The organism is Arthrobacter senegalensis (assembly GCF_059091765.1).
This window is the reverse complement of record NZ_JBNHGZ010000001.1, coordinates 534,913-557,081: the sequence shown is the minus strand read 5'-3', so window position 1 is coordinate 557,081 and position 22,169 is coordinate 534,913. Positions and strand designations below refer to the sequence as shown.

General features: G+C 68.1%; 17 protein-coding genes and 1 tRNA gene. 12 read left to right on the top strand and 6 right to left on the bottom strand.

The genetic code is table 11. From position 1 onward, the window contains the following. Positions 1–22 precede the first annotated feature (22 nt). Both AC5RVG_RS02510 and AC5RVG_RS02505 read right to left on the bottom strand, forming a co-directional pair. Entirely contained in the window at positions 23–3,037 is a 3,015-nt protein-coding gene (locus AC5RVG_RS02510; protein ID WP_494012606.1) for an FAD-binding and (Fe-S)-binding domain-containing protein, read from the bottom strand. A gap of 8 nt (positions 3,038–3,045) precedes the next feature. Next, the gene (locus AC5RVG_RS02505; protein ID WP_494012605.1) at positions 3,046–4,317 is read right to left on the bottom strand and encodes an aspartate aminotransferase family protein; all 1,272 of its coding nucleotides are present in this window, start codon (positions 4,315–4,317) and stop codon (positions 3,046–3,048) included. Between the two features lie 157 nt (positions 4,318–4,474). On the opposite strand from AC5RVG_RS02505, the gene AC5RVG_RS02500 reads away from it, so the two are divergent. Next, the gene (locus AC5RVG_RS02500; RefSeq protein ID WP_494012604.1) at positions 4,475–5,089 is read left to right on the top strand and encodes a biotin transporter BioY; all 615 of its coding nucleotides are present in this window, start codon (positions 4,475–4,477) and stop codon (positions 5,087–5,089) included. Between the two features lie 138 nt (positions 5,090–5,227). On the opposite strand, the gene AC5RVG_RS02495 is transcribed toward AC5RVG_RS02500, so the two are convergent. Both AC5RVG_RS02495 and arfB read right to left on the bottom strand, forming a co-directional pair. Beyond that, positions 5,228–6,025 (bottom strand): CPBP family intramembrane glutamic endopeptidase, encoded by a 798-nt coding sequence (locus AC5RVG_RS02495; protein WP_494012603.1) that lies wholly within the window; start codon positions 6,023–6,025, stop codon positions 5,228–5,230. A 127-nt stretch (positions 6,026–6,152) separates the two neighbouring features. Further along, complete coding sequence (gene arfB, locus AC5RVG_RS02490; protein ID WP_494012602.1) at positions 6,153–6,593, bottom strand: alternative ribosome rescue aminoacyl-tRNA hydrolase ArfB; 441 nt, start codon at positions 6,591–6,593, stop codon at positions 6,153–6,155. Between the two features lie 84 nt (positions 6,594–6,677). Here arfB and AC5RVG_RS02485 point away from each other — a divergent pair, with 84 nt between their 5' ends. The 4 genes from AC5RVG_RS02485 to AC5RVG_RS02470 all read left to right on the top strand — a co-directional run bounded on the left by AC5RVG_RS02485 (position 6,678) and on the right by AC5RVG_RS02470 (position 8,452). After that, positions 6,678–7,115, top strand: a complete 438-nt coding sequence (locus tag AC5RVG_RS02485) for a VOC family protein (RefSeq protein WP_494012601.1) — start codon at positions 6,678–6,680, stop codon at positions 7,113–7,115. Positions 7,116–7,173: 58 nt separating this feature from the next. Beyond that, positions 7,174–7,755 carry a dihydrofolate reductase family protein gene (locus AC5RVG_RS02480; protein ID WP_494012600.1) on the top strand — a complete coding sequence of 194 codons (582 nt, stop codon included), beginning with the start codon at positions 7,174–7,176 and terminating at the stop codon, positions 7,753–7,755. A gap of 2 nt (positions 7,756–7,757) precedes the next feature. Next, positions 7,758–7,883: a hypothetical protein gene (locus tag AC5RVG_RS02475; protein ID WP_494012599.1), complete on the top strand. Its 126-nt coding sequence runs from the start codon at positions 7,758–7,760 to the stop codon at positions 7,881–7,883. A 281-nt stretch (positions 7,884–8,164) separates the two neighbouring features. After that, entirely contained in the window at positions 8,165–8,452 is a 288-nt protein-coding gene (locus AC5RVG_RS02470; protein ID WP_494012598.1) for a hypothetical protein, read from the top strand. A 26-nt stretch (positions 8,453–8,478) separates the two neighbouring features. Here AC5RVG_RS02470 and AC5RVG_RS02465 read toward each other — a convergent pair whose 3' ends face one another. After that, positions 8,479–9,936, bottom strand: coding sequence for an amino acid permease (locus AC5RVG_RS02465; RefSeq protein WP_494012597.1), 1,458 nt, complete (start codon positions 9,934–9,936; stop codon positions 8,479–8,481). A 341-nt stretch (positions 9,937–10,277) separates the two neighbouring features. Here AC5RVG_RS02465 and fdh point away from each other — a divergent pair, with 341 nt between their 5' ends. From fdh to nrfD, 3 genes are read left to right on the top strand one after another with little or no spacing between them, the layout of a single operon-like run. After that, positions 10,278–13,580 (top strand): formate dehydrogenase, encoded by a 3,303-nt coding sequence (fdh, locus tag AC5RVG_RS02460; protein WP_494012596.1) that lies wholly within the window; start codon positions 10,278–10,280, stop codon positions 13,578–13,580. Further along, positions 13,577–14,575: a 4Fe-4S dicluster domain-containing protein gene (locus AC5RVG_RS02455; protein WP_494012595.1), complete on the top strand. Its 999-nt coding sequence runs from the start codon at positions 13,577–13,579 to the stop codon at positions 14,573–14,575. The genes fdh and AC5RVG_RS02455 overlap by 4 nt, the downstream gene beginning before the upstream one ends. Further along, positions 14,572–15,654, top strand: a complete 1,083-nt coding sequence (gene nrfD, locus AC5RVG_RS02450; protein WP_494012594.1) for an NrfD/PsrC family molybdoenzyme membrane anchor subunit — start codon at positions 14,572–14,574, stop codon at positions 15,652–15,654. Before AC5RVG_RS02455 ends, nrfD begins: the two co-directional genes overlap by 4 nt. 17 nt (positions 15,655–15,671) lie before the next feature. On the opposite strand, the gene selD is transcribed toward nrfD, so the two are convergent. Continuing rightward, the gene (gene selD / locus AC5RVG_RS02445; protein WP_494012593.1) at positions 15,672–16,685 is read right to left on the bottom strand and encodes a selenide, water dikinase SelD; all 1,014 of its coding nucleotides are present in this window, start codon (positions 16,683–16,685) and stop codon (positions 15,672–15,674) included. Between the two features lie 42 nt (positions 16,686–16,727). Here selD and AC5RVG_RS02440 point away from each other — a divergent pair. From AC5RVG_RS02440 to AC5RVG_RS02425, 4 genes are all read left to right on the top strand, one after another. After that, positions 16,728–16,822 (top strand) — tRNA-Sec (locus AC5RVG_RS02440). 34 nt (positions 16,823–16,856) lie between these two features. Next, positions 16,857–18,188 (top strand): L-seryl-tRNA(Sec) selenium transferase, encoded by a 1,332-nt coding sequence (gene selA / locus AC5RVG_RS02435; RefSeq protein WP_494012592.1) that lies wholly within the window; start codon positions 16,857–16,859, stop codon positions 18,186–18,188. Between the two features lies 1 nt (position 18,189). Beyond that, positions 18,190–19,995 (top strand): selenocysteine-specific translation elongation factor, encoded by a 1,806-nt coding sequence (selB, locus tag AC5RVG_RS02430; protein WP_494012591.1) that lies wholly within the window; start codon positions 18,190–18,192, stop codon positions 19,993–19,995. Between the two features lie 381 nt (positions 19,996–20,376). Next, the gene (locus AC5RVG_RS02425; RefSeq protein WP_494000320.1) at positions 20,377–22,164 is read left to right on the top strand and encodes an ABC transporter family substrate-binding protein; all 1,788 of its coding nucleotides are present in this window, start codon (positions 20,377–20,379) and stop codon (positions 22,162–22,164) included. The last annotated feature ends 5 nt before the right edge of the window (positions 22,165–22,169 follow it).

Here is a 22,169-nt window from a genome sequence, read left to right as displayed (position 1 = left end):
TGCGTTGGGAAATCAATGCTGCTCATTCGCCGGGGTCCAATAGTTGGGCCAGGTGACGACCCGGCCTGGAGCCATCGATCTGTTTCACCTGCATGGCGCAGGAGAATCCGTCGGTAAGGATCACTGAAGAGGAATCGGTCTGACGCAGGGCCGGGGCCAGCGCTTGCTCGGCAACCAGCATGCTGATGCCGTAGTGGTCCTTCTCGAAGCCGAAGTTTCCGGCCACGCCGCAGCAGCCGGGCGCATCCACCACACTCTTGACGCCCGCGGACCTGAGAGCGGAGCGCTGGACACCGGCTCCGAAGACCGAGTATTCGTGGCAGTGCGTCTGCAGCACCACTTGTTCTGGAAGGGGGCGGGCCGGCGCTGGTTTCCATCCGGCGGTGCACAGCTCGTCGACGTACGTCGCAAAGCTTCGCACGCGGGCGGCAACCCGGCGGGCCCGTTCGGTGTGGACCAGTTCGGGCAGGTCCTTGCGCAGCGCCGCCGCACAACTGGGTTCCACCACCACGATGGGCCGATCGGTCCCGTCATCCAAAGCTTCCGCTGCCGAGGCCATGTGCTTTTTCGCGGTGTCCAGTTGGCCGGTGGAAATCCAGGTCAGGCCGCAGCAGGACTCGGCTGAGCATTCCACGGAGCCCGAGCCGGCCAGGACGCGGGCAGCGGAACCGGCCACCTCCGGCCGGAAGCCGCGGGTGAAGCTGTCCACGAAAAGCACCACGCCGTGTTCATCCGGAGCAAGGCCGCCGCTGTGGTCGGTTGCCGGACCGATGCCGGCGGCTGCTACTTCGCGACGCCACTCGCCGGCTCCGGCGAAACGCGGCATCGCACGCCGGGTGGTCAGCCCGCCCAGGGCGGAGGCGACCTTCGCCAGCGGGGTGGACATCACGGCGTTGACCAGAGGCGCGGAGCGGCCCGTGAGCTTAAGCCAGCGGGGCAGCCAGCCCAGGGAGAAGTGGGACATTGGGCGGAGTCTGCCCTTGTAGTAGTGCGAGAAGAATTCGGACTTGTAGGTGGCCATGTCGACGCCCGTGGGGCAGTCGGTGGAGCAGGCCTTGCAGGACAGACAGAGGTCAAGCGCCTCGCGGACCTCCTCGGACTTCCAGCCTTCCTCCACGGTGTGGGCGCCGCGGACCATGTCCTGGAGTACCCGGGACCGGCCCCGGGTGGAGTCCTTCTCGTCCTTCGTGGCGCGGTAGCTGGGGCACATCACGCCGCCCGCGTCCGTGCGGCACCGTCCCACGCCTATGCAGCTTTGAAGCGCGTGGACCCATGGGTCTGTACCGCTGCCGGTGGAGGTCTCGGGGGTGTCCGTTTCGGCCGTCGCTCCGCCTCCGGCGCTGACCGGGTGCAGGTCGAAGCTCGTGCGCCAATGCCGCTCGGGAATGCCTTGGAGCGCCAGATTGACGTCCAGGGGGTCAGGATCGGTGAGGGATCCGGGATTGAAGATTCTTGCCGGGTCCCAGATGCGCCGGTACGTGGCGAAGGCCGCCAGCAGGCGCGGGGAGTACATCAGGGGCAGCAGTTCCGATCGTGCCCTGCCGTCGCCGTGTTCGCCGGAGAGCGAACCGCCGTGGCGGACCACCAGCCGGGCAGCTTCCTGTGTGAAGTCGCGGAAGACGCGGCGGCCGGCTGGGGTGCGCAGGTCATAGGTGATCCGGATGTGCATGCAGCCGGCACCGAAGTGTCCGTACATTACGCCCGTCAGGTCGTAGCGGCCCAGAAGGTCGCGGAAGTCTGAGAGGTAATCCGCAAGGTTCTCCGGGGCGACTGCAGAGTCTTCCCATCCTGGCCAGGATTCTCCACCCGTGGAGAGCCGCGCTGAGAGCCCGGCGCCGTCTTCGCGGACACGCCAAAGAGCGGCTCGCTCCTGCAGGTCCGGCACGGCGTGCCCATCCACCAAGCGGCCGTTTTCCCTGAGTCGGGCGAGCAGCCGGTCAGCTTCCGCCCGGACCTGGTGCGGATTCCCGCCGTCGAGGTCCACGTACAGCCAGGCTTTGCCTGTGGGCAAACCCGTCACCGAGCCCTTGCCGCGGCGGAAGCGCATGGTGTCCACGATCGCCTCATCGATACCTTCGACGGCAGCCGGGGAGAACTCCAGGATGGTCATGACGTCCCGAGCCGCGTCGACTATGTCCGCATAACCCAGGCACACCAGCAGGGCGCTGGCCGGCTTAGGCACAAGCTTCATCCGGGCGCCGACAATGATGGCGCAGGTCCCCTCGGACCCCGCGAGGGCTCGGGCGATATTGAACCCGTTCTCCGGAAGAAGGTGGGCCAGATGGTAGCCGGAGACTTGACGCCGGATCCGTTCGAGTTCCAGGCGGAACTCGGACAGGTGACTGCGGGCCAAGTCTTTGAAGGAGGCGGTCAGTGCACCCGCACGCGCTGCGGAGTCGCTGTCGCCAGGATCTGTGGCACGCAGCCCGCCGGCCGTGGCCGTCAGGCGCGCGCCGTCCGAAGTGACGACGTCAATCTCCACGACGTGGTCGGAGATCCGGCCGTAGCGAACGGAGTGGTTGCCGCACGCATCATTGCCCAGCGAGCCGCCCACGGTGGCACGGTTCTTGGAGGACGGGTCCGGGGCGAAGGTGAACCGGTCACCGGTGGCCTTCTCGACCTCGTGGGAGAGGACGGCGAGCACGACGCCGGGCTCGACGCTCACGGTGCCCTCCACCTCGTCGATCTCGTGGATCGCGTTCATGTGGCGGGAAAAGTCAAGTATCACGCCTGGGCCCATGGCGTTGCCCGCCATGGACGTCCCGCCGCCGCGCCCGATCAGCGGGGTTGCCGTTTCCCGGCATGCAGCAACGACCGCGAGCACGTCCTCGACCGTCCGGGGGAACACCACGGCAAGCGGGGTTACCCGGTAGTTGGAAGCGTCATAGGAGTATTCCGCTACGCGGCGTGGCGAGCTGTCGGCAGCCACGCCCGCGGATGTCAGGCGTGCAAGCACCGGGGGGAGACCTGCATCCGGTGCGCCTGTTTGGCGGCTGCCCGTTGCCGGGCCTGCGGGGGAGCGAACAGCATCCGTCATAGGTGGGCTCAATATTTCGAGGAAACGGCCGCGGTGACGGTGGCGACGGCGTTTTCGAAGCGTTCGAGGCCGGTGGCGATTTCTTCGGCGGTGACGATAAGGGCGGGGATCAGGCGCACGACATTGCCTGCGGGCCCGCATGTGAGGGTGAGCAGGCCGTGGCGGGTCGTGGCCTGTTGGACTGCTGCCGCGGTGGCGGCGTCGGGGCCGCCGGCTTCGGTGGTGAATTCGATGCCTTGCATCAGGCCCTTGCCGCGGACGTCGCCAATGGCGGGGAAACGGGCCTGGATTTCCTTTAGTCCGGCTTGGAGTTGCTCGCCGCGGATCCGTGAGTTTTCCACCAACCCTTCGTCACGAATGACATCGAGGGTGGCGACGCCGGCGGCGGCAGAGACCGCATTCCCGCCGTAGGTCCCGCCCTGGGACCCGGGCCAGCCCCTGGACATCAGTTCGGTGGAAGCGGCGATTGCGGAGATCGGAAATCCGGAGGCGATGCCCTTCGCAGTGATGAGGATGTCCGGGGTGGCGGCGGAGTACTGGTGCCCCCAGAACTTGCCCATGCGGCCCACGCCTGTCTGGACTTCGTCGAAGATCAGCCGGATGCCGTGCCGGTCGGCACGTTCACGCAGTCCCTCCAGGAACGCCGCCGGGGTGGGCAGATACCCACCCTCGCCGAGGGCCGGTTCGATCAGGAATGCTGCGGTGTCGTTGGGCGCGGTACGGGTTTGCAGCAGGTAGTCCAGTTCCTTCAATGCGAATTCCACGGCCGCTGCCTCATCCCAGCCGTAGCGGTAGGCGTAGGGGAAGGCGGACATGTGCACCCCCGACATCAGCGGGGAGAACCCTGCGGAGAACTTCGTTCCGGCGGTGGTCAGCGACGCCGCCGCAACCGTCCGACCATGGAAACCGCCCTGGAACACTACGAGGTTTGGCCGGCCCGTGGCCATTCTGGCCAAACGGATCGCAGCCTCCACCGCCTCCGATCCGGAATTGGCATAAAACACCGAGTCCAAGCCTTCCGGCAGCACCTCGCCAAGCTTCTCGGTCAACGCCAGCAACGGCTTGTGCATCACCGTCGTGTACTGGGCGTGAATGATCTTTCCCACCTGACCGCGGGCCGCCTCCACTACCCGCGGGTGGCAATGACCCGTGCTCGTCACCCCAATGCCGGTAGTGAAATCAAGGTACGTTTTTCCATCGGTCGCGTAGATCCAACTGCCCAGGGCGTGATCAACTACCAGTGGGGTCGCCTGCTTCAAGAGAGGGCTAAGGGAGGCCATGCGTCCCATGATGCGCGTCACATTATTTTATTGTCAACAATCGTCGATCAAGTTAGTGTCAGAGGTGGGATACCGCGATTTTGAGCGGAGGCACCGCTCAAATCCGCCGGGGTGCCCGCGGTTCTAGATGATTTTCCGCAAAACACTAGGAGCAACCATGAGCACAGCATCAGCCGCCGTTGCGCGACAGGGTGTCCTGGCCGACGCCCTGGTCCCCAGCACCGCCTTGGCCAACACCGCGCTGGTTGTCGGCGGGGCAGGTTTGACCGCCGTCATGGCGCAGCTGGCCGTGCCGCTGTGGCCGGTCCCGATCACCGGCCAGACCCTGGCCGTCCTGCTGGTCGGCAGCACGCTGGGCCCGGTCCGCGGCATGCTGTCGATGGCACTGTACTGGGTGGCCGGCGTGGCCGGCATGCCGGTGTTCAGCGACGCATCCTCCGGCCTGGCCGCCGCCGTTGGCCCGACCGGCGGCTACCTGGTGGGCTTCATCGCCGCCGCGGGGCTGACCGGCTGGCTGGCCAAGCGCAACTGGGACAAGAAGTTCCTGGGCGCCACCGTTTCATTCTTGGCGGGCACCGTGATCACCTTCGTCTTCGGCATGGCCTGGCTGGCCATTTCCCTGGGCGCCGACCTGCAGCAGACGCTCGAGTGGGGCCTGTACCCGTTCATCATCGGCGGCATCGTGAAGTCGCTGATCGCGGCAGCCGCCATGCCGGCAGCGTGGAAGCTGGCGGCCCGACTGCCCGAGAACTTCGGTGACTCTCGCGCCTAAGGGACTCGACCCGCCCGCTTGGAGTGCCCCTGCTCGAGGACGTGATGCCACCTGAGGATACTCGTATCGTGTCCACTTGAATTCCGGGCTCCCTCAATGCTTGTTCCCACAAGACGCCGCCGCTGCGCCCAGTCCAGTTCAGGTGTCGTCCGGGAATGCTGAGTAGCGGTCCGGTCGGGATCCTGTTCGGCGCCCCTTAGCGCGTGCCCCGCTTTGTTGGTAGAGCGCCAGGACGACGGCGAGCATGGCTGCGGCGGCGATCTGCTGCCACTCTCCCTCGAACGCCTTGAGCTTTTCCGAGCCGGAGGCGTTGAAGGACCCGTGAAGGAGGCCGACGATGAGAATGCTTCCGCCCGTGCCCAGATACACCATGCCCGCCAGAAGCCTGAAAATCGGGGCGAAGAGGAACAGGACCGCCCAGTAGAAAAGCACCTCCTGGACGGGTGTCCCCGTAAAGCCTTTGTCCGCGAAGGCGAGGGGGAGGTGTATGAGGGCAAAGGGTAAGGCTGTCAGCAGCGAGCCGGCGATCAGGCCCCACCGCTCCATCAGCCGGTGCTGTACCACGGCGGTCCAGGCCAGTTCCTCCCAGATATTCGCCAGCACAGCCCCGACGAGGATGGCATTGAGGAAATAGTTGCCGGTTTCAGCGGCCCAGCCAGCTTCGGGTTGCCGAAAAGACCCGGTCGCCGCGGCGATCAGCAGGGTCAGCACGGGTATGGCGAGCAGGGCGGCGATATACCAGCCGACGCCTACCCGCCAGCGGACAGCCTGCCGAAAAAGGCCCCGGACCCCCTTCCCGCCGCCTGAGGCTGCGGTCACGAGGACCGCAGTACCCAGCAGGATCAGCAGCTCTGCCAGGAGCCCGGGCACAACGTTGCCCAGCAGAGCGATCGATATCGCCTGCGCCGCCCACGTCAGCCCGATCGCAATGACCACAAAGGCAGTTACCGGATGCCGGGCGATCAGGCGTCCGGCAGGACCTCCGCGGGGAGATGGCGCCGGTTCGGCTCTCGAGGCACCGTTATCCATGCTCACCCCATTCCAAGAGCGCAAAATGGTCAGCTTATTCGGAGTTTGGGCGCCTGCGGTTGCGCTTGGTCTCCGAGCGCAACCGTTTCGATTCGAGCCGGCGGCGCCGCGAGCCAGCCGTGGGCCGGGTTGCCCGTCGGACGACCGGCGGAGTCACCGCGTCCCGCAGGAGTGCGACGAGGCGTTGCCGCGCCGCAGCCCTGTTTTGCCGCTGGGAGCGGTATTCGGAGGCGCTGATGGTGAGCACCGTGCCCGAGATCCTCTCGGAGAGCCTGGCGACGGCGCGTTCGCGCTGGATCTCGCTGAGCGCCGTCGTGGTGCCCAGATCGAGACTGAGCTGCACACGTGAGTCGGCGGTGTTGACGCTCTGGCCGCCGGGGCCCGAGGCTCGGGAGAACTGCTCGACCAGCTCTCCCGCCGGCACCCGGAGGCCTCGGGGCGCGCCGGGTCCCGGGGGCACAAGCAGGTCATCCACACGATTTATTGTGCCGCAACTCCGACGGGGCGCAGCCGGCGGAGGGCTTCTTTTTTGTCCTCCCGGCTCGCTAGCATGTCGCGCATGGCCATCAAACTGGAGAACGTCGGCATCGCCGTTCGGGACCTCGAAGCAGCGATCGCCTTCTTCACCGACCTCGGCCTGACGGTCCTCGGCCGCGACACGGTCAGCGGTGACTGGACCGACACCGCCGTCGGGCTCGATGGCAACCACGCCAACATCGCGATGCTCCAGACCCCGGACGGCCACGGCCGGCTCGAGCTCTTCGAGTACCTCCACCCCGAAGCGATCGAGTCGACGCCCACCCGCCCGAACGAGATCGGCATGCACCGCGTCGCTTTCTCGGTCGACGATTTGGACAAGGCCCTCGAAATAGCCGCGAAACACGGCTGCCGGCCGCTTCGCGGGGTGGCGACTTATGAGGACGCCTATAGGCTCACGTACGTCCGCGGTCCCAGCGGCATCATCGTGATGCTCGCCGAGGAACTGAAGAAGAACTGACCGGTGCCGGTGTCGCCGTGGGAACCCGGCACACCCAGCGTGAAGGGGCGGAACGATCATGGGAACCCTCGCCTTCGTGGCAACAACGTCCATCGACGGCTACGTCGCCGATGCCGACGGCGACTTCCAGTGGACGGGCCCGAGCGATGCCGTGTTTGCCGTTCACCTCGAGCGCATGGCGGAGGTGTCCACCGAGGTGCTCGGGCGGAGAACCTATGCGTTGATGGGGTACTGGGACACCTATCCGGATGGCGAGGACCGTCCTGTGGCTGAGCGGGAGTTCGCCCGGCGCTGGCGGGGCCTGGACAAGGTCGTGGTGTCGTCGACCATGACAGTCGAAGAGCTCACCTCGGACCGGGCACGCATCGTGCCGCGCCTGAGCCTGGTCGAGCTGCAGCGGGTCGTGGAGCGTGCGAAGGGTGTAGTCGAGATCTTCGGGCCCACGGTCGCGGCAGACGCGATCCGTGCGGGCCTGGTTGACGACTTCCGGTTCTTCGTGGTGCCAAAGATGGTGGGCGGAGGTCTGCGCGCCCTGCCCGACGACGTGCACCTCGACCTGCGCCTTACCGAACACAGAATCTTCGACAACGGCATCGCGTACCTGAGATACGTGCCTCGACAACCCGCCAAGGCACGATAAGGATGCTGGACCTGCTGGGGGACGCGGACGTGAAAATCGCCGAGGACGGCACCTGCACCCTGCCCCTCGTGGGGTTCGGCTGCAAGTGGTTGCGCCTGCAGCATCCCGAGGACCGGCGGCTCCCATAGGCCTTCGCGAAGGACGACGGCGACGCGCTTTAGGGCCCGAACACCATCCGTTGTACTGCGCCGCGTGAGCAGGCTGCGGCTGCAAGTAGACCTGCCGCTGACGAAGGGCAAGCATTATTGTTGAGTCCCGGTATTGTCCGCAGGCGCTGAGAGGTGCCTACTGGTGGGAGGAGCCCGAACCAGCGGTATGGCTTGCCGAGGGGTTGTGCACGGCCTCGAAATTGCGCCTCTAATATGCAGCGGCAGGCGGGGCTCCGGCTGATAAACCATTGGAGGTAGCCATGTTCGCACGAGTCAGCACTTACGGAGGCAGCCAGGACACTTCCAGCGGGCCCCCGGAGGATCTCGTCACCCGGGTGCTGGAACTCCCCGGTTGCCGGGGCTTCTATTTCCTGAACGGGAAGGGGAACGGCAAATCTTTATCCATCGCGCTGTACGACACGGAAGAAAACCTGGCTGGAAGTAAGGAAAGGGCGAAGAGTCTCCGCTCTGAGGCAAGCAACTCCCTATCGTTGGAGATCCTCGAAGTCGAAGAGTACGAAGTCGCCACCGCCGAGCTCAACGACTAGCGAGCTCAACGACTAAGCGGCTGCCTTCAGGCGTCGGATGACCCGGGTACGGCCCGGTGGCGCGGGCTGTCCGGGTTCATCAATGAGTGCTTGCGGCTGTAGAACAGGTAGATGGCCAGGCCGATGATCAGCCAGATCACGAAGCGCAGCCAGGTTTCCCAGTGCAGCTGGAGCATCAGGAAGCCGGAGGCCAAGACGCCGAAGGCCGGGACCACCGGCATCCACGGCAGCCGGAAAGTCCGCGGCACCTCGGGACGGGTGCGCCGCAGCACGATGACGGCCACACAAACCACCACGAAGGCGGCCAGGATGCCGATGTTGGTGAGGTCCGCCACGGCCCGGATGGGGAACACTCCGGCCAGCAGCGCCGACGCGATGCCGGCGATCCAGGTCACCCGCTGCGGGGTGCCGTGCCGGTCCGTCGCCGCAAACCAGGACGGCAGCAGCCCGTCGCGGCTCATGGAGAACCACACCCGGGTCACGCCCAGCAGGAAGGTGAGCATCACGGTCAGGATCGAAACAACGGCGAAGGCGGCAATGATCGTGGCCACGACCGGCAGCCCGACCGACTCGAAGGCGGACGCGAACCCCGCGGTGGGGCTGATGTCCCTGTAGTTTTGCATGCCGGTCAGCACCAGGGTGGCCAGCACATAGAGAGTCATCGCGATGGCCAACGACAGCAGGATCGCCTTTGGCATGTGCTTCTTGCCGTCGACGGATTCCTCCGCCGCCGTGCTCATCGCGTCATAGCCGAACACCGCGAAGAACACGGTGGCGGCTCCGGCCAGCACCGGACCGAATCCAGAGGGCATGAACGGGTTGTAGTTGCCCGGGTTCACGAAGAAGAACCCCAGCCCGATGATGAAGAGGATCAGCAGGATCTTCAGCCCCACCGCTATCAGTTCGAACCGGCCGAAGGTGCGGGTCCCGCGGCTGAGGATCCAGGTAATCAGCAGGCAGACCACGATGGCCGGCAGGTTGACCACGCCGCCCTCGACCGTGTCGGCGGTGCCCTCCATCCACGCCGGGACCTGGATGCCGATGCCCTCCATAAACGCGCTGAAATAGCCCGAGATGCCAATGGCGACGACGGCGACGATGGCCGTGTATTCCAGCAGCAGGTCCCAGCCGATGAACCAGCCGATGACCTCCCCCAGGGCCACATAGCCATAGGTGTAGGCCGAACCGGCAAACGGGATCATGCCCGCGAATTCCGCGTACGACAGGGCCGCCGCCGCGCTGGCCAGGCCCGCAATGAGGAAGGAAATGAGCACCGCCGGACCGACCGGAGCCGCCTCGGGGCCGCCGTTGGCCACCAGCCCGGCCAACGTGAAAATGCCGATGCCGATGATCCCGCCGACGCCGATCGCGGTCAGCTGCCACACGCCCAGGCTTTTGGACAGATGGCTTTCCCCGCTCTCCTCCGCCAGCTCCGTGATCGGCTTGCGCCGGAGGAGGGACTGGGAACCGCTCCAAGTAGCCATGCCAGACTCCGATGTTCGCGCCTGCATCTGCGGCCGGAGCCGACGCAAGGGGCGGCTCCGCCCTGCCGATGCCCCGTACGTGTCCGAGTATGGACCGCGCGCTGCCCGCAGGGAATACCTTGCCGGCCCTCACGCGCAAAACCGGCAAACACCGGCCCCGGTCTGGCCCGCGGCGGGTAGCTTCGAGACAGGGACAAGCCGAAGACCGTGGACGAGTACCTGGCGGCGTTCCCCGCAGGCGCCCGCTCGCTGCTGGGGGAGCAGCCTGTGCCCCGGAGCTGCTCCTCCGCCGTCGTCGTTTTCCCCTGTTGTAGAGAAATTGGATGGGTTAGGGTGGGCCCATGTCGCGGTTCAGCTTCCTGGAGTGGCCGGTGGTACGGCAGTTCCGCACGAGTGATTCACTCGGGCGGGGCGAGGCCGTGACCTCGCGGCGGACCCGTGAAATCGCTCCCCGGACGTCCACCGCGGACCGCGTGGTGCAAAGCGTGTGTCCTTACTGCGCGGTGGGCTGCGGCCAGCGTGTCTTCGTCAAGGACGAAAAGGTTGTCCAGATCGAGGGCGACCCGGATTCGCCGATCTCCCGCGGCCGGCTCTGCCCCAAGGGATCCGCCAGCGAGCAGCTGGTCAACGCGCCCGGCCGGCAGACGAGGGTGCTCTACCGGGCGCCCCACGCCAAGGACTGGCAGCACCTTGACCTGGACACCGCCGTCGACATGATTGCCGACAGGTTCCTCGAAGCCCGCCGGAACACATGGCAGCAAAGCGATGAGCACGGCCGGCCGCTCCAGCGGACCATGGGCATCGCCGGGCTGGGCGGGGCGACCCTCGACAACGAAGAGAACTATCTGATCAAGAAACTCTTCACCGCCGCGGGCGCCATCCAGCTCGAGAACCAGGCCCGCATTTGACACTCCGCAACGGTTCCCAGTTTGGGAACCTCGTTCGGACGCGGCGGCGCGACGCAATCGCTGCAGGACATGGCCAACGCCGACTGCATCGTCATCCAGGGCTCCAACATGGCCGAGTGCCATCCCGTGGGCTACCAGTGGGTGACGGAAGCCAGGGCCCGCGGCGCGAAGGTCATCCATGTGGATCCGCGGTTTACCCGCACCAGCGCGGTGGCAGACAGGCACGTGCCCATCCGGGCCGGTTCGGACATCGTGCTGCTGGGCGCCCTGATCAATTACGTGATCAGCAACGATCTGTGGTTCAAGGATTACGTGCGGGCCTATACCAACGCGGCGACCCTGGTGAACCAAGAGTTCCGTGACACCGAGGACCTGGACGGGCTGTTCTCCGGATTCGACCCGGAAACGGGCCAGTACGACCTCGCGTCCTGGGCCTATGAACGGAAGCCGGAGGCAGGAGAAGCCGGCGGCCACGAACACGGCGCCGACACCGCGGACCGGGCGGCCGGGCACCAGTACGGCAGCGGAGGGCCGACCCTGGCCCACCCCGATTTCGAGCAGGACCCCACGCTGGAGCACCCGCGGACCGTGTTCCAGATCCTGAAACGGCACTATGCCCGGTACACCCCGGAAATGGTCCGGGACGCCTGCGGCATTTCCCTGGCGGATTTCGACTACCTGGCGCGGGCGGTCACGGAGAACTCCGGCCGCGACCGGACCACCTGCTTTGCGTATTCCGTCGGCTGGACCCAGCACACCGTGGGCGCGCAGTACATCCGGACCGCGGCGATCCTGCAGCTCCTGCTGGGCAACATGGGGCGGCCGGGCGGGGGAATCATGGCGCTGCGCGGCCATGCCAGCATCCAGGGCTCCACCGACATCCCGACCCTGTTCAACCTGTTGCCCGGCTACCTCCCCATGCCGAAGGCCGAGATGGAGACGTTGCAGGACTACCTCGGCGGCATCGCGTCGCCGGACCAAAAGGGCTACTGGGCCGACGCCGATGCCTACACCATCAGCCTGCTCAAGGCCTGGTGGGGCGACGCGGCCCGTGAGGACTCGGACTGGGGCTACGGCTACCTTCCGCGCATCAACGGCCCGCACGGGACCTACCAGACAGTCATGGGCATGCTGGCCGATGAGGTCGAAGGCTACTTCCTGTTCGGCCAGAACCCCGCGGTCGGATCCGCCAACGGGCGCATGCAGCGCCTTGGCATGTCCCATTTGAAATGGCTGGTGGTGCGCGACCTGAACCTCATCGAGTCGGCGACGTGGTGGAAGGACGGCCCCGAGATCGCCACGGGCGAGCTGCGGACCGAGGACATCGGCACCGAAGTCTTCTTCCTGCCGGCGGCGACGCACGTGGAAAAGGCCGGAACCTTCACGCAGACCCAGCGGCTCCTGCAATGGCGGCACCAGGCCATCCAGCCGCCGGGGGACTGCCGCAGCGAACTGCAGTTCTTCTACGAGCTGGGCCAACGCCTCCGGGCAAAGCTGGCGGATTCGACCGATGAACGGGACCGGCCGCTGCTGGACCTCACGTGGGACTATCCCACCGACGAACACGGCGACCCCGACGGCGAGGCGGTGCTTGCGGAAATCAACGGCCGGCATCTCACCGGTCCCCGCGCCGGCATGCCCCTCTCGTCGTACACCGAGATGCGCCCCGACGGCTCGACCTCGGGAGGATGCTGGATCTACACGGGCGTGTATGCCGACGGCATCAACCACGCCGCCGACCGCAAGCCCGGCCAGGAACAAGGGCCGGTCGCCTCCGAGTGGGGCTGGGCCTGGCCGGCGAACCGGCGGATCCTCTACAACCGCGCGTCGGCGGACCCCGACGGCAAGCCCTGGAGCGAACGCAAGAAGTACGTCTGGTGGGACCCGGAGCAGAACCGGTGGACCGGGGAGGACGTCCCCGATTTCCCGCTGGACCGCGCTCCCGGGAGCAGGCCGGATCCGACGGCCGGCGGCGCCGCCGCGCTGGCCGGAGACGACCCCTTCATCATGCAGGCCGACGGCAAGGGATGGCTGTTCGCGCCCAAGGGCATGGTGGACGGGCCGCTGCCGACCCACTACGAGCCACAGGAATCTCCGGTCGCCAACCCGCTCTACGGGCAGCAGCAGAATCCCGCCCGGCTCACCTTCCCGCGCGCAGACAATCTCAGCGCGCCGAGTGCCAACGTGCCCGGTGCGGACATCTACCCCTTTGTGTTCACCACGTACCGCTTGACCGAACACCACACGGCCGGCGGGATGAGCCGGTGGCTGCCGTACCTCTCGGAGCTGCAGCCGGAGATGTTCTGCGAAGTGTCGCCGGAACTGGCGGCGGAACGCGGCCTGGAACCGTACGGCTGGGCGACGATCGTCTCGCCGCGGGCAGCCATCGAGGCCAAGGTGCTCGTGACCGAACGGATGAAGCCGCTGGTCGTCGGCGGGCGCACGGTGCACCAGATCGGCGTGCCCTACCACTGGGGCGTCGGACAGGAAGCGGTCATCAGCGGGGACGCAGCCAACGATCTGCTGGGCGTGACCCTCGACCCCAACGTACAGATCCAGGAATCCAAGGCCGGATCGTGCGACATCCTCCCGGGCCGGCGTCCCCGGGGCCCGGAACTGCTCGCCCTGGTCGCCGAATACCAGGCCCGCGCCGGGGTGACGCCCGAGACCGGCAGCGACAAGATCACCCACCCCGGCCCCGTGCCGGGCGATGACACCACGAGGGAAGGCTCATGAACCGGCTGACCGAAGCGCCCGGGGACATTCCGCACACCGGACACCCGCGCAAGGGCTTCTTCACGGACACCTCGATCTGCATTGGCTGCAAGGCGTGCGAGGTGGCCTGCAAGGAATGGAACCGCAATCCCGCCGACCCGCAGCACGAGCTGCTGCAGTCCTCCTACGACAACACCGGCTCGCTGGGAGCCGACACGTGGCGCCACGTCGCCTTCGTCGAGCAGGACCGCGGGCGGATCGAAAAGGCGCGCGACTCCGGGCGCGCACTCGTCAGCCTCGGCATGCCCGGCATCGGCCCGCCGGGAAGCGCGGCTGCAGCAGGGAAGCCTCCGGGCCTGGATACCACGCCCCCCGATACGCCCGATTTCCGCTGGCTGATGTCCTCGGATGTGTGCAAGCACTGCACCAACGCCGGGTGCTTGGACGTGTGCCCCACCGGTGCGCTGTTCCGCACCGAGCACGGCACCGTGGTGGTGCAGGACGACGTCTGCAACGGTTGCGGCACCTGCGTCGCGGGATGCCCGTTCGGCGTGATCGAACGGCGCAGCGACGGCACGGCAGGACCGAAGACACAGCGCGACTTCACCCCGGGGGAACAGGCCCCGACCCGCAACGTCGGTGTCGCCCAGAAGTGCACGCTGTGCTACGACCGGATCACCGACGGCCAGACGCCGGCCTGCGCCCAGGCGTGTCCCACGACGTCGATCAAGTACGGCGAGCGTGAGGAAATGGTGGCCACCGCGAAGCAGCGGGTAGCAGAACTCCACTCGCAGGGGCTGACCGAGGCACGCCTCTACGGGGCCAACGATGCCGACGGCGTGGGCGGCACCGGTTCCGTGTTCCTGCTGCTCGACGAACCGGAGGTGTACGGGCTGCCGCCGGACCCGCGGGTGCCCACGGCGGACCTGCCGCGCATGTTCAAACGGGCCGGCATCGCCGCGGCCGGCATGTTGGCCGCGGCCACGGCCGCCTTCCTGACGGGAGGCCGCGGGTGACCGTCTCGGACTTCGACAGCTACCGCCCGCCCGAGCCGCCGCGCCGGGACCGGCACGGCAGCAAGCGGCGCCGCGCCGGGACCGGAGACGGCTCGGGCGAAATGCCGGTGGTGCCGGAGGCACGGTTCGCCTCCTACTACGGCCGGCCGGTGGTCAAGCCGCCGCCGTGGGGAGACCCGATAGCCCTCTACCTCTTCCTGGGCGGCGTGGCCGGCGGCTCGGCGCTGCTCGGACTCGGCGGGCAATTGACGGGCCGGCGTGCGCTGTGCCGCAACAGCCGCCTGTCCGCCCTCACGGCAGTCGGGTTCGGTGCCGTGGCGCTGATCGAAGACCTGGGCCGGCCCGAGCGGTTCCTCAACATGCTGCGCACCATCAAGCCCACCTCGCCCATGAGCCTGGGCTCCTGGATCCTCGCCGCCTTCAGCGCCGGTGCCGGGATTTCCGCGGCGTCCGAAATCGACCGCCTGACCGGCTCCCGGCTGCCGCTGGGGCCGCTGCGCCCGGTGCTGCGCGCGCTCGAGGGCCCGGCCGGCGCAGGGGCCGCGGTGTTCGCGGCACCGCTCTCCGCCTACACCGCGGTTCTCTTGTCGGACACCGCGAACCCGACCTGGAATGCCGGGCGGGACAACCTGCCCTTCGTTTTCGTCAGTTCTGCCAGCCTCGCCGCGGCCGGTCTTGCCATGATCACGACCCCCGTCCGCGAAGCCGGGCCCGCCCGGGCGCTCGCGGTCCTGGGCGTCGCCGGTGAGGTCATCGCCACCCGGGCCCTGGAACGCGGCATGGACCCGGTGGCCGCAGAACCCCTCCACGAGGGTGCCCCCGGGCAAATGCTCAAGTGGAGCGAACGGCTGGCCGTCGCCGCCGGCGTGGGGGCGCTCGCCGTCGGCAGGCACAGGCCGGCGGCCGCGGCCTGTGGCACGGCGCTGCTGGCCGCCTCGGCGCTGACGCGGTTCGGCATTCTGCGTGCCGGCACCCGCTCGGCGGAGGATCCCCGCTACACGATCGAACCGCAGAAGAACCGGCTCGCGGCCCGGCGCCGCGCGGGCACCGTCCACGACTCGATCACGACCGCCGGCTAAGCCGGCCGGCCGCGGATCTAGCGCACCTCGATCCCGGGTCCCGGAACGGTCTGCCCCACCACCGGGTGCCCGGGCAGTTCCCCGACCACGAGCAATCCGCCGGAAGTCTGCGCGTCGGCCAGCAGCAGCAGGTCATCCTCCGTGATGCCTGCCCCCGGCCGCAGGTGCGGGCGGACCCATTCGAGGTTGCGCCGGGTGCCGCCGGAGATGTAGCCGTCCCGCAGCGCCTCCCGCGCGCCGGCGACGAGCGGCACGGCCTTCCGGTCGATGACCGCACCCACGCCGGAGGCGCGGCACATCTTGTAGAGGTGCCCGAGGAGGCCGAACCCGGTGACGTCGGTCGCCGCGCGGACGCCGCCGCGCACCGCCGCGTCCGCGGCCTCCCGGTTCAGCTGCGTCATCACCGCCACCGCCTCATCGAAGACCTCCCCGGTCCTCTTGTGCCGGTTGTTGAGCAGACCGAGGCCGATCGGCTTGGTGAGCGTGAGGGGCAGCCCGGGCCGGGCCGCGTCATTGCGCATCAGCTTGCCGGGATCGGCGATGCCGGTCACCGCCATCCCGTACTTCGGTTCCGGGTCGTCCACCGAGTGCCCGCCCGTCACCGGACAGCCCGCCCCGGACCCCACGGCGAGCCCGCCCCGCAGCACCTCGGTCAGCAGTTCCATCGGCAGGACGTCACGGGGCCAGCCGACCAGGTTGATCGCGCTGACCGGACGGCCGCCCATGGCATAGATGTCCGAGAGGGCGTTCGCCGCCGCGATCCGGCCCCAGTCATACGCGTCGTCGACCACGGGAGGGAAGAAGTCCGCCGTCGAGAGCACCGCGAGGTCCCCGCCGACCCGCACGGCGGAGGCGTCGTCGCCCTCGTCGAGCCCCACCAGGACGTCGGGGTTGGTTTGGCCGGTCAGGCCGCGGACCACGTCCTCGAGCTCGCCGGGCGGAATCTTGCAGGCGCACCCTCCGCCGTGTGCATATCCCGTGAGCCGGACTGCTGCTGCGGACTCTTCTGCGACGCCGGTGATCCCGTTCATGGTCACAGCATAGGAGCGGCGGGCCGGTGTTACCATGCTCGTGGAGGCGTCCGGGTCCTGGTGGGCCCCCCGGTCTTCAAAACCGGTGAGGCCGAGTACCTCGGCCTGGCGGGTTCGATTCCCGTCCGCTTCCGCCAGCTGCACAGCTGAAGGTGACCCGGAAGGAGGGCCGTGGGCCAGAACGACCCGCGCCGGCACATTCCGCGCACCGACCAGCTGCTCGCCCACCCGGAACTTCTCCACGCACGCGTGCGCCTCGGCGACGACGTCATCCGTTCCACCGTCAGGGAGGTGCAGGACCAGGCGCGCCGCGGCGACCTTGCCCCGGAAGACGTCGAGGCGACGGTTCTGACCGCGGTGGCTTCCCGCACGGCCAGCTCGTTGCGGCCGGTGCTGAACGCCACCGGCGTCATCGTCCACACGAATCTGGGACGCGCTCCGCTCTCCGCGTCCGCACGCCAGGCGGTGCTGTCGGCGGCCGGCTATGTCGACGTCGAGATGGATCTGCCGACCGGCGGACGGTCCCGGCGCGGGGCCGGTGCGCGGCAGGCTTTGCTGGACGCCTGCCCGGCCGCCGAGGAAGCGCTGGTGGTCAACAACGGCGCCGCGGCCCTGGTGCTGGCCACTACCGCCCTGGCCGGGTCCCGCGAAGTGGTCATCAGTCGCGGCGAGCTCGTCGAGATCGGGGCCGGCTTCAGGCTTCCCGAGCTGATTGAATCGACCGGTGCCCGGCTGCGCGAGGTGGGCACCACCAACCGGACGCACCTGGAGGACTACGCCTCGGCGATCGGCGCGCAGACCGGCTGCCTGCTCAAGGTGCACCCGAGCAATTTCCGGGTCAGCGGGTTCACCGCGGACGTCGGCATCGGCCGGCTCCGGTCCCTGGCCGAGGAACACCGGATCCCGCTGGTCGTGGATCTGGGCAGCGGCCTGCTCCAACCAGACCCGGTGCTGCCCCGGGAACCGGACATCTCCGGTGCGCTCGCCGCCGGCGCCGACGTCGTCATCGCCAGCGGTGACAAGCTTTTCGGCGGCCCCCAGGCGGGACTGCTTTTGGGCCGGGCCGCGGTCATCACCCGGCTGGCCCGCCATCCGCTCGCGCGGGCGATGCGGGCAGACAAACTGACGCTGGCCGCGGTGGAGGCGACGCTCACCGGAGAACAGTCGCCGGTGGCGGCGGCCCTGCACGCCGATCCCGGCCGGCTGCGGCAGCGCACGGAGCGCCTGGCGGCCAGCGCCGGCGGCCGTGTGGTGGAGCACGACGGCAGGGTCGGCGGCGGGGGAGCGCCCGGGGTGCCGCTGCCCGGGTGGGCCGTCCGGCTGCCCGAAGGGGCCGCCCGACGGCTGCGGACGGGCGACCCCGTGGTGTTGCCCCGGGTCCACCGCGGTGCGTGCCTGGTGGACCTGCGCTGCGTGCCCGAGGCCGACGACGAGCGGCTCGCCGCCGCCGTGCGCTCGGCGCTGGCGCATATCGACGACCAGCAGCGAACCACGGGCTCCTGACATGTTCGTGGTGGCCACCGCGGGACACGTCGATCACGGCAAAAGCACCCTCGTGCGCGCGCTCACCGGAATGGAGCCCGACCGCTGGGCCGAGGAACGGCGCCGCGGCCTGACCATCGACCTGGGTTTTGCCTGGACCGTGCTCCCGTCGGGCAGGGACGTGGCGCTCGTGGACGTGCCCGGGCACGAGAAGTTCCTGGGCAATATGCTGGCCGGGCTCGGCCCCGTTCCCGCCGTGTGTTTCGTCGTCGCCGCGGACGAAGGCTGGCAGGCCCAATCCAGCGACCACCGGGACGCCGTCGCGGCGCTGGGCATCAACCACGGGCTGGTGGTGCTGACCCGCAGCGACCGCGCCCCGGGCCGGGCCGACGAGGTCCTCGCGCGGGTGCGGGCGGAGCTGGCGGGCACCGGGCTGCGCGACGCGCCGGCGGTCGCCGTGTCCGCGGTCACGGGAGCCGGCCTCGACGAGCTGCGCAAGGTACTGGATACGACCCTGTCCTCCCTCCCCGCAACCGACCCCTCGGGCCGCGTGCGGTTGTGGATCGACCGATCCTTCACGATCAGCGGCGCGGGAACGGTAGTGACCGGAACGCTGACAGCCGGCTGCCTGGCCGTGGGCGACCGCTTGCAGCTCGCGGGCCACGGCAGCCTCCGGCCGGTGTCGGTCCGGGGCCTGCACAGCCGCAACGAAGCCTTTCCGACCATTGGTCCGAGCAACCGGGTCGGCGTCAATGTGCGCGGCATGGCCGCCGGCGGCATCCGTCGCGGCGACGTCCTCCTGTCCGAAGACGCCTGGCTCCTCGTGGACGGCATCGACGTCCGCCGCACGATGGGCGCGGCGTTCCCCGACGGGCCGCGGCACCTGCTCGCCCACATCGGCACCGCAGCCGTGCCGTGCCGGGTGCGCCCGTTCAACGAGGACCACGCCCGGCTGACCCTCGACTGGCGGCTCCCGCTCGCGGTCGGGGACCGCCTGGTGCTGCGGGCCGACGGCAGCCGGTCGGTGCTGGCCGGAGTCCAAGTCCTCGACGTCGACCCGCCCGCGCTCGACCGCCGCGGGGACAGCGCCAGGCGCGCCGAAAGCCTGACGGCGATGCCTCCCGCCGGCGACGCGCTCATCGAGGTGGCCCGCCGTGGTGCCGTCCGCAGTGAACACCTCCGCCGGATGGGCGTCTCGGCGCCCAACAAGGTCCCCGGCGACGTCCGGGCGTTCGGCGAGTGGTGGGTGCACGCAACCGTCTTCGACGACTGGCGGCGGCGGCTTCGGGCCGCAGTGCTGGAACTGGGGGAGCGGGACCCGCTGGCGGCCGGCCTCTCCCGCGGAGCCGCCGTTGACCTGCTCGGACCGGCAGGAAACGCGGTTCTCGACGCGGCCGTCCGGGAGGCCGGGCTGGAACAGGTCGGCGGATACGTCCGGCTGCCAGGCCGGCACGGCGGCCTCGGCGCCGCCGAGGACGCGGTCAGCACGCTGGAGCGCCGCCTCAGATCCGAACCCTTCGCCGCCCCCGAAGCCCACGACCTGAGGGCCCTGGGTCTCGGCAACCGTGAACTCGCCGCCGCCGAACGCAGCGGGCGCCTGCTCCGGTTTGCCGGCGGGGTTGTGCTGCTTCCGCAGGCGCCCGCCCTGGCGATGCGGGAACTGGCCCGCCTGCCCGAGCCCTTCACGGCCAGTGAGGCACGCCGGGCTCTGGGCACCACCAGGCGGGTGGTCATCCCGCTGCTCGAACACCTCGACGCACGTGGTTGGACACGACGGCTCGACTCCGGCCAGCGGACCCTCGTGCGGCGGGCCCAATCGACGGGCTAAGGGGCCGCGGCGGTCGGCGACCCGGACACGAATCGGTTAGCCGCCGATAACTGAAACTTGTCTGAGGCAACCGTTTCCGGCGGTGCCCCCAGCCCTCCAACAGGCCGGGATCGCCGTGTTTCCGGGCATCCGGCCCCGACTCCCGCCCGGGGTCAAAGTTTTCGCCCCGTGGCGGCCCGTGGTTTTAAGGTTGCATCTCGGTAACAACCGGATATGAAGCGAAGTTTTTATACCCAAGCCGAGGGGTTCCGGTTTACGCTCTATTGCGTGTGAGACATGCCACGTTCGGCGGGAAGCTCGTTGAACTTCAGGCGACGCGGTCTATGTCCGTCCCCTGCAGCACTGCAGGGGACCTTCCAAAGACAGAAACAAGGAGGCGGAATGCGTTTCGGACGTACTTCCAAAGCTATCGGGGTCGCGGCTGTTGCAGCCCTGGCCCTGAGCGCCTGCGCGACTTCGGGTGGCGGAAATTCCCCCGAGGGCACAGGCGATTCCACCGCGGCTGGAGCCGGTGGTTCCATCAGCGTCGCTGAAGTGAACGCCTTCAGCTCCTTCAACTCGGACACGGCCGTCGGCAACGTCGATATCAACTCGAAGATCTCGTACCTGACCCACGCGGACTTCAACTACATCGACAACGAACTCAACGTGGTCAAGAACGAAGAATTCGGCACCTACGAGAAGGTCAGCGAAGACCCGCTGACCATCAAGTACACGGTCAACGAGGGCGTCGCTTGGTCGGACGGCAACCCGGTCGACGCCGGCGACCTGCTGCTCGCCTGGGCCGTCTACTCCGGCCATTTCGACGATGCCACCTACAACGACGAGGGTGAAGTCGACAAGGGCACTGCCTACTTCTCCTACGCCGGCGACACCTCCGGCCTGGGCCTGACCGACAAGCCCGAGATCAGCGACGACGGCCGCTCCATTACGCTGAAGTACTCCAAGCCGTTCGCCGACTGGGAGATCTCCTACGGTGTCCTGGACAGCCCGGCCCACGTGGTGGCCGAGAAGGCCGGACTGGCAGACGAGCAGGCACTGGTCGACCTGATCAGCGAGAGCCCCAAGGGCAACCCGGACAAGCCGGCCGAGAACAAAGAGCTCAAGGCCGTCGCCGATTTCTGGAACACCGGTTTCGACAGCAAGACCCTCCCGTCGGACGCCAGCCTCTACCTCTCCACCGGCCCGTTCATCGTGGACAGCATCACTCCTGATCAGTCCATGACCCTGGTACGCAACGAGGCCTACGAATTCGGACCGATGCCGAACGTGGAGGAAATCACCATCCGCTACATCGGCGCCGCTCCCGATCAGGTCCAGGCGCTGAAGAACGGCGAAGTGGACATCATCGCCCCGCAGGCGTCCGCCGACACCGTGGAACTGCTCGAAGGGCTGGAGGGCGTGACCGTCAACCGCGGCGAGCAGCTCTCCTATGACCACATCGACCTGAACTTCTCGGGCGTCTTCAAGGAAGCCAACGTCCGCGAAGCGTTCATGAAGGCCGTGCCGCGCAAGGCCATCGTCGACCGCCTGATGGCTCCGCTGGATCCGGAGGCCAAGCCGCTGGATTCCCAGTTCTTCGTGCCGGCGCAGGCCGGGTACGAGGACTCCGCCGCCAACAACGGCTCCGAGAACTACCAGGAAGCCGACATCGAGGGTGCCAAGGAGCTGCTGGCCGGCGCCACGCCCGAGGTCCGGATTATGTACAACAAGGACAACCCCAACCGCGTGGACGCCTTCACGCTGATCGAGGAATCCGCCTCCAAGGCCGGCTTCAAGATCGTCGACGGCGGCCTGGGCGGCTCCGACTGGGGCTCGGCCCTGGGCGGCGGCACCTACGATGCCACCATCTTCGGCTGGATCTCCCCGGGCGTGGGCGTCAGCGGCGTGCCGCAGATCTTCCGCACCAAGGCCGACTCCAACTACAACGGTTTCTCGAGCAAGGAAGCCGACGCCCTGATGGACGAGCTGATCGTCACCACGGAGCCGGAGAAGCAGGACGAACTCATCAAGCAGATCGACAAGATCGTCTGGGATTCGTTCTACGGCCTGCCGCTGTTCCAGCCGGTCGGCATCGATGCCTACAACAGCGACCGCATCGACGGTGTGAAGTACATGCCGAACCAGACCGGCGTCTGGTGGAACTTCTGGGAGTGGAAGGTTAAGTAACCGCC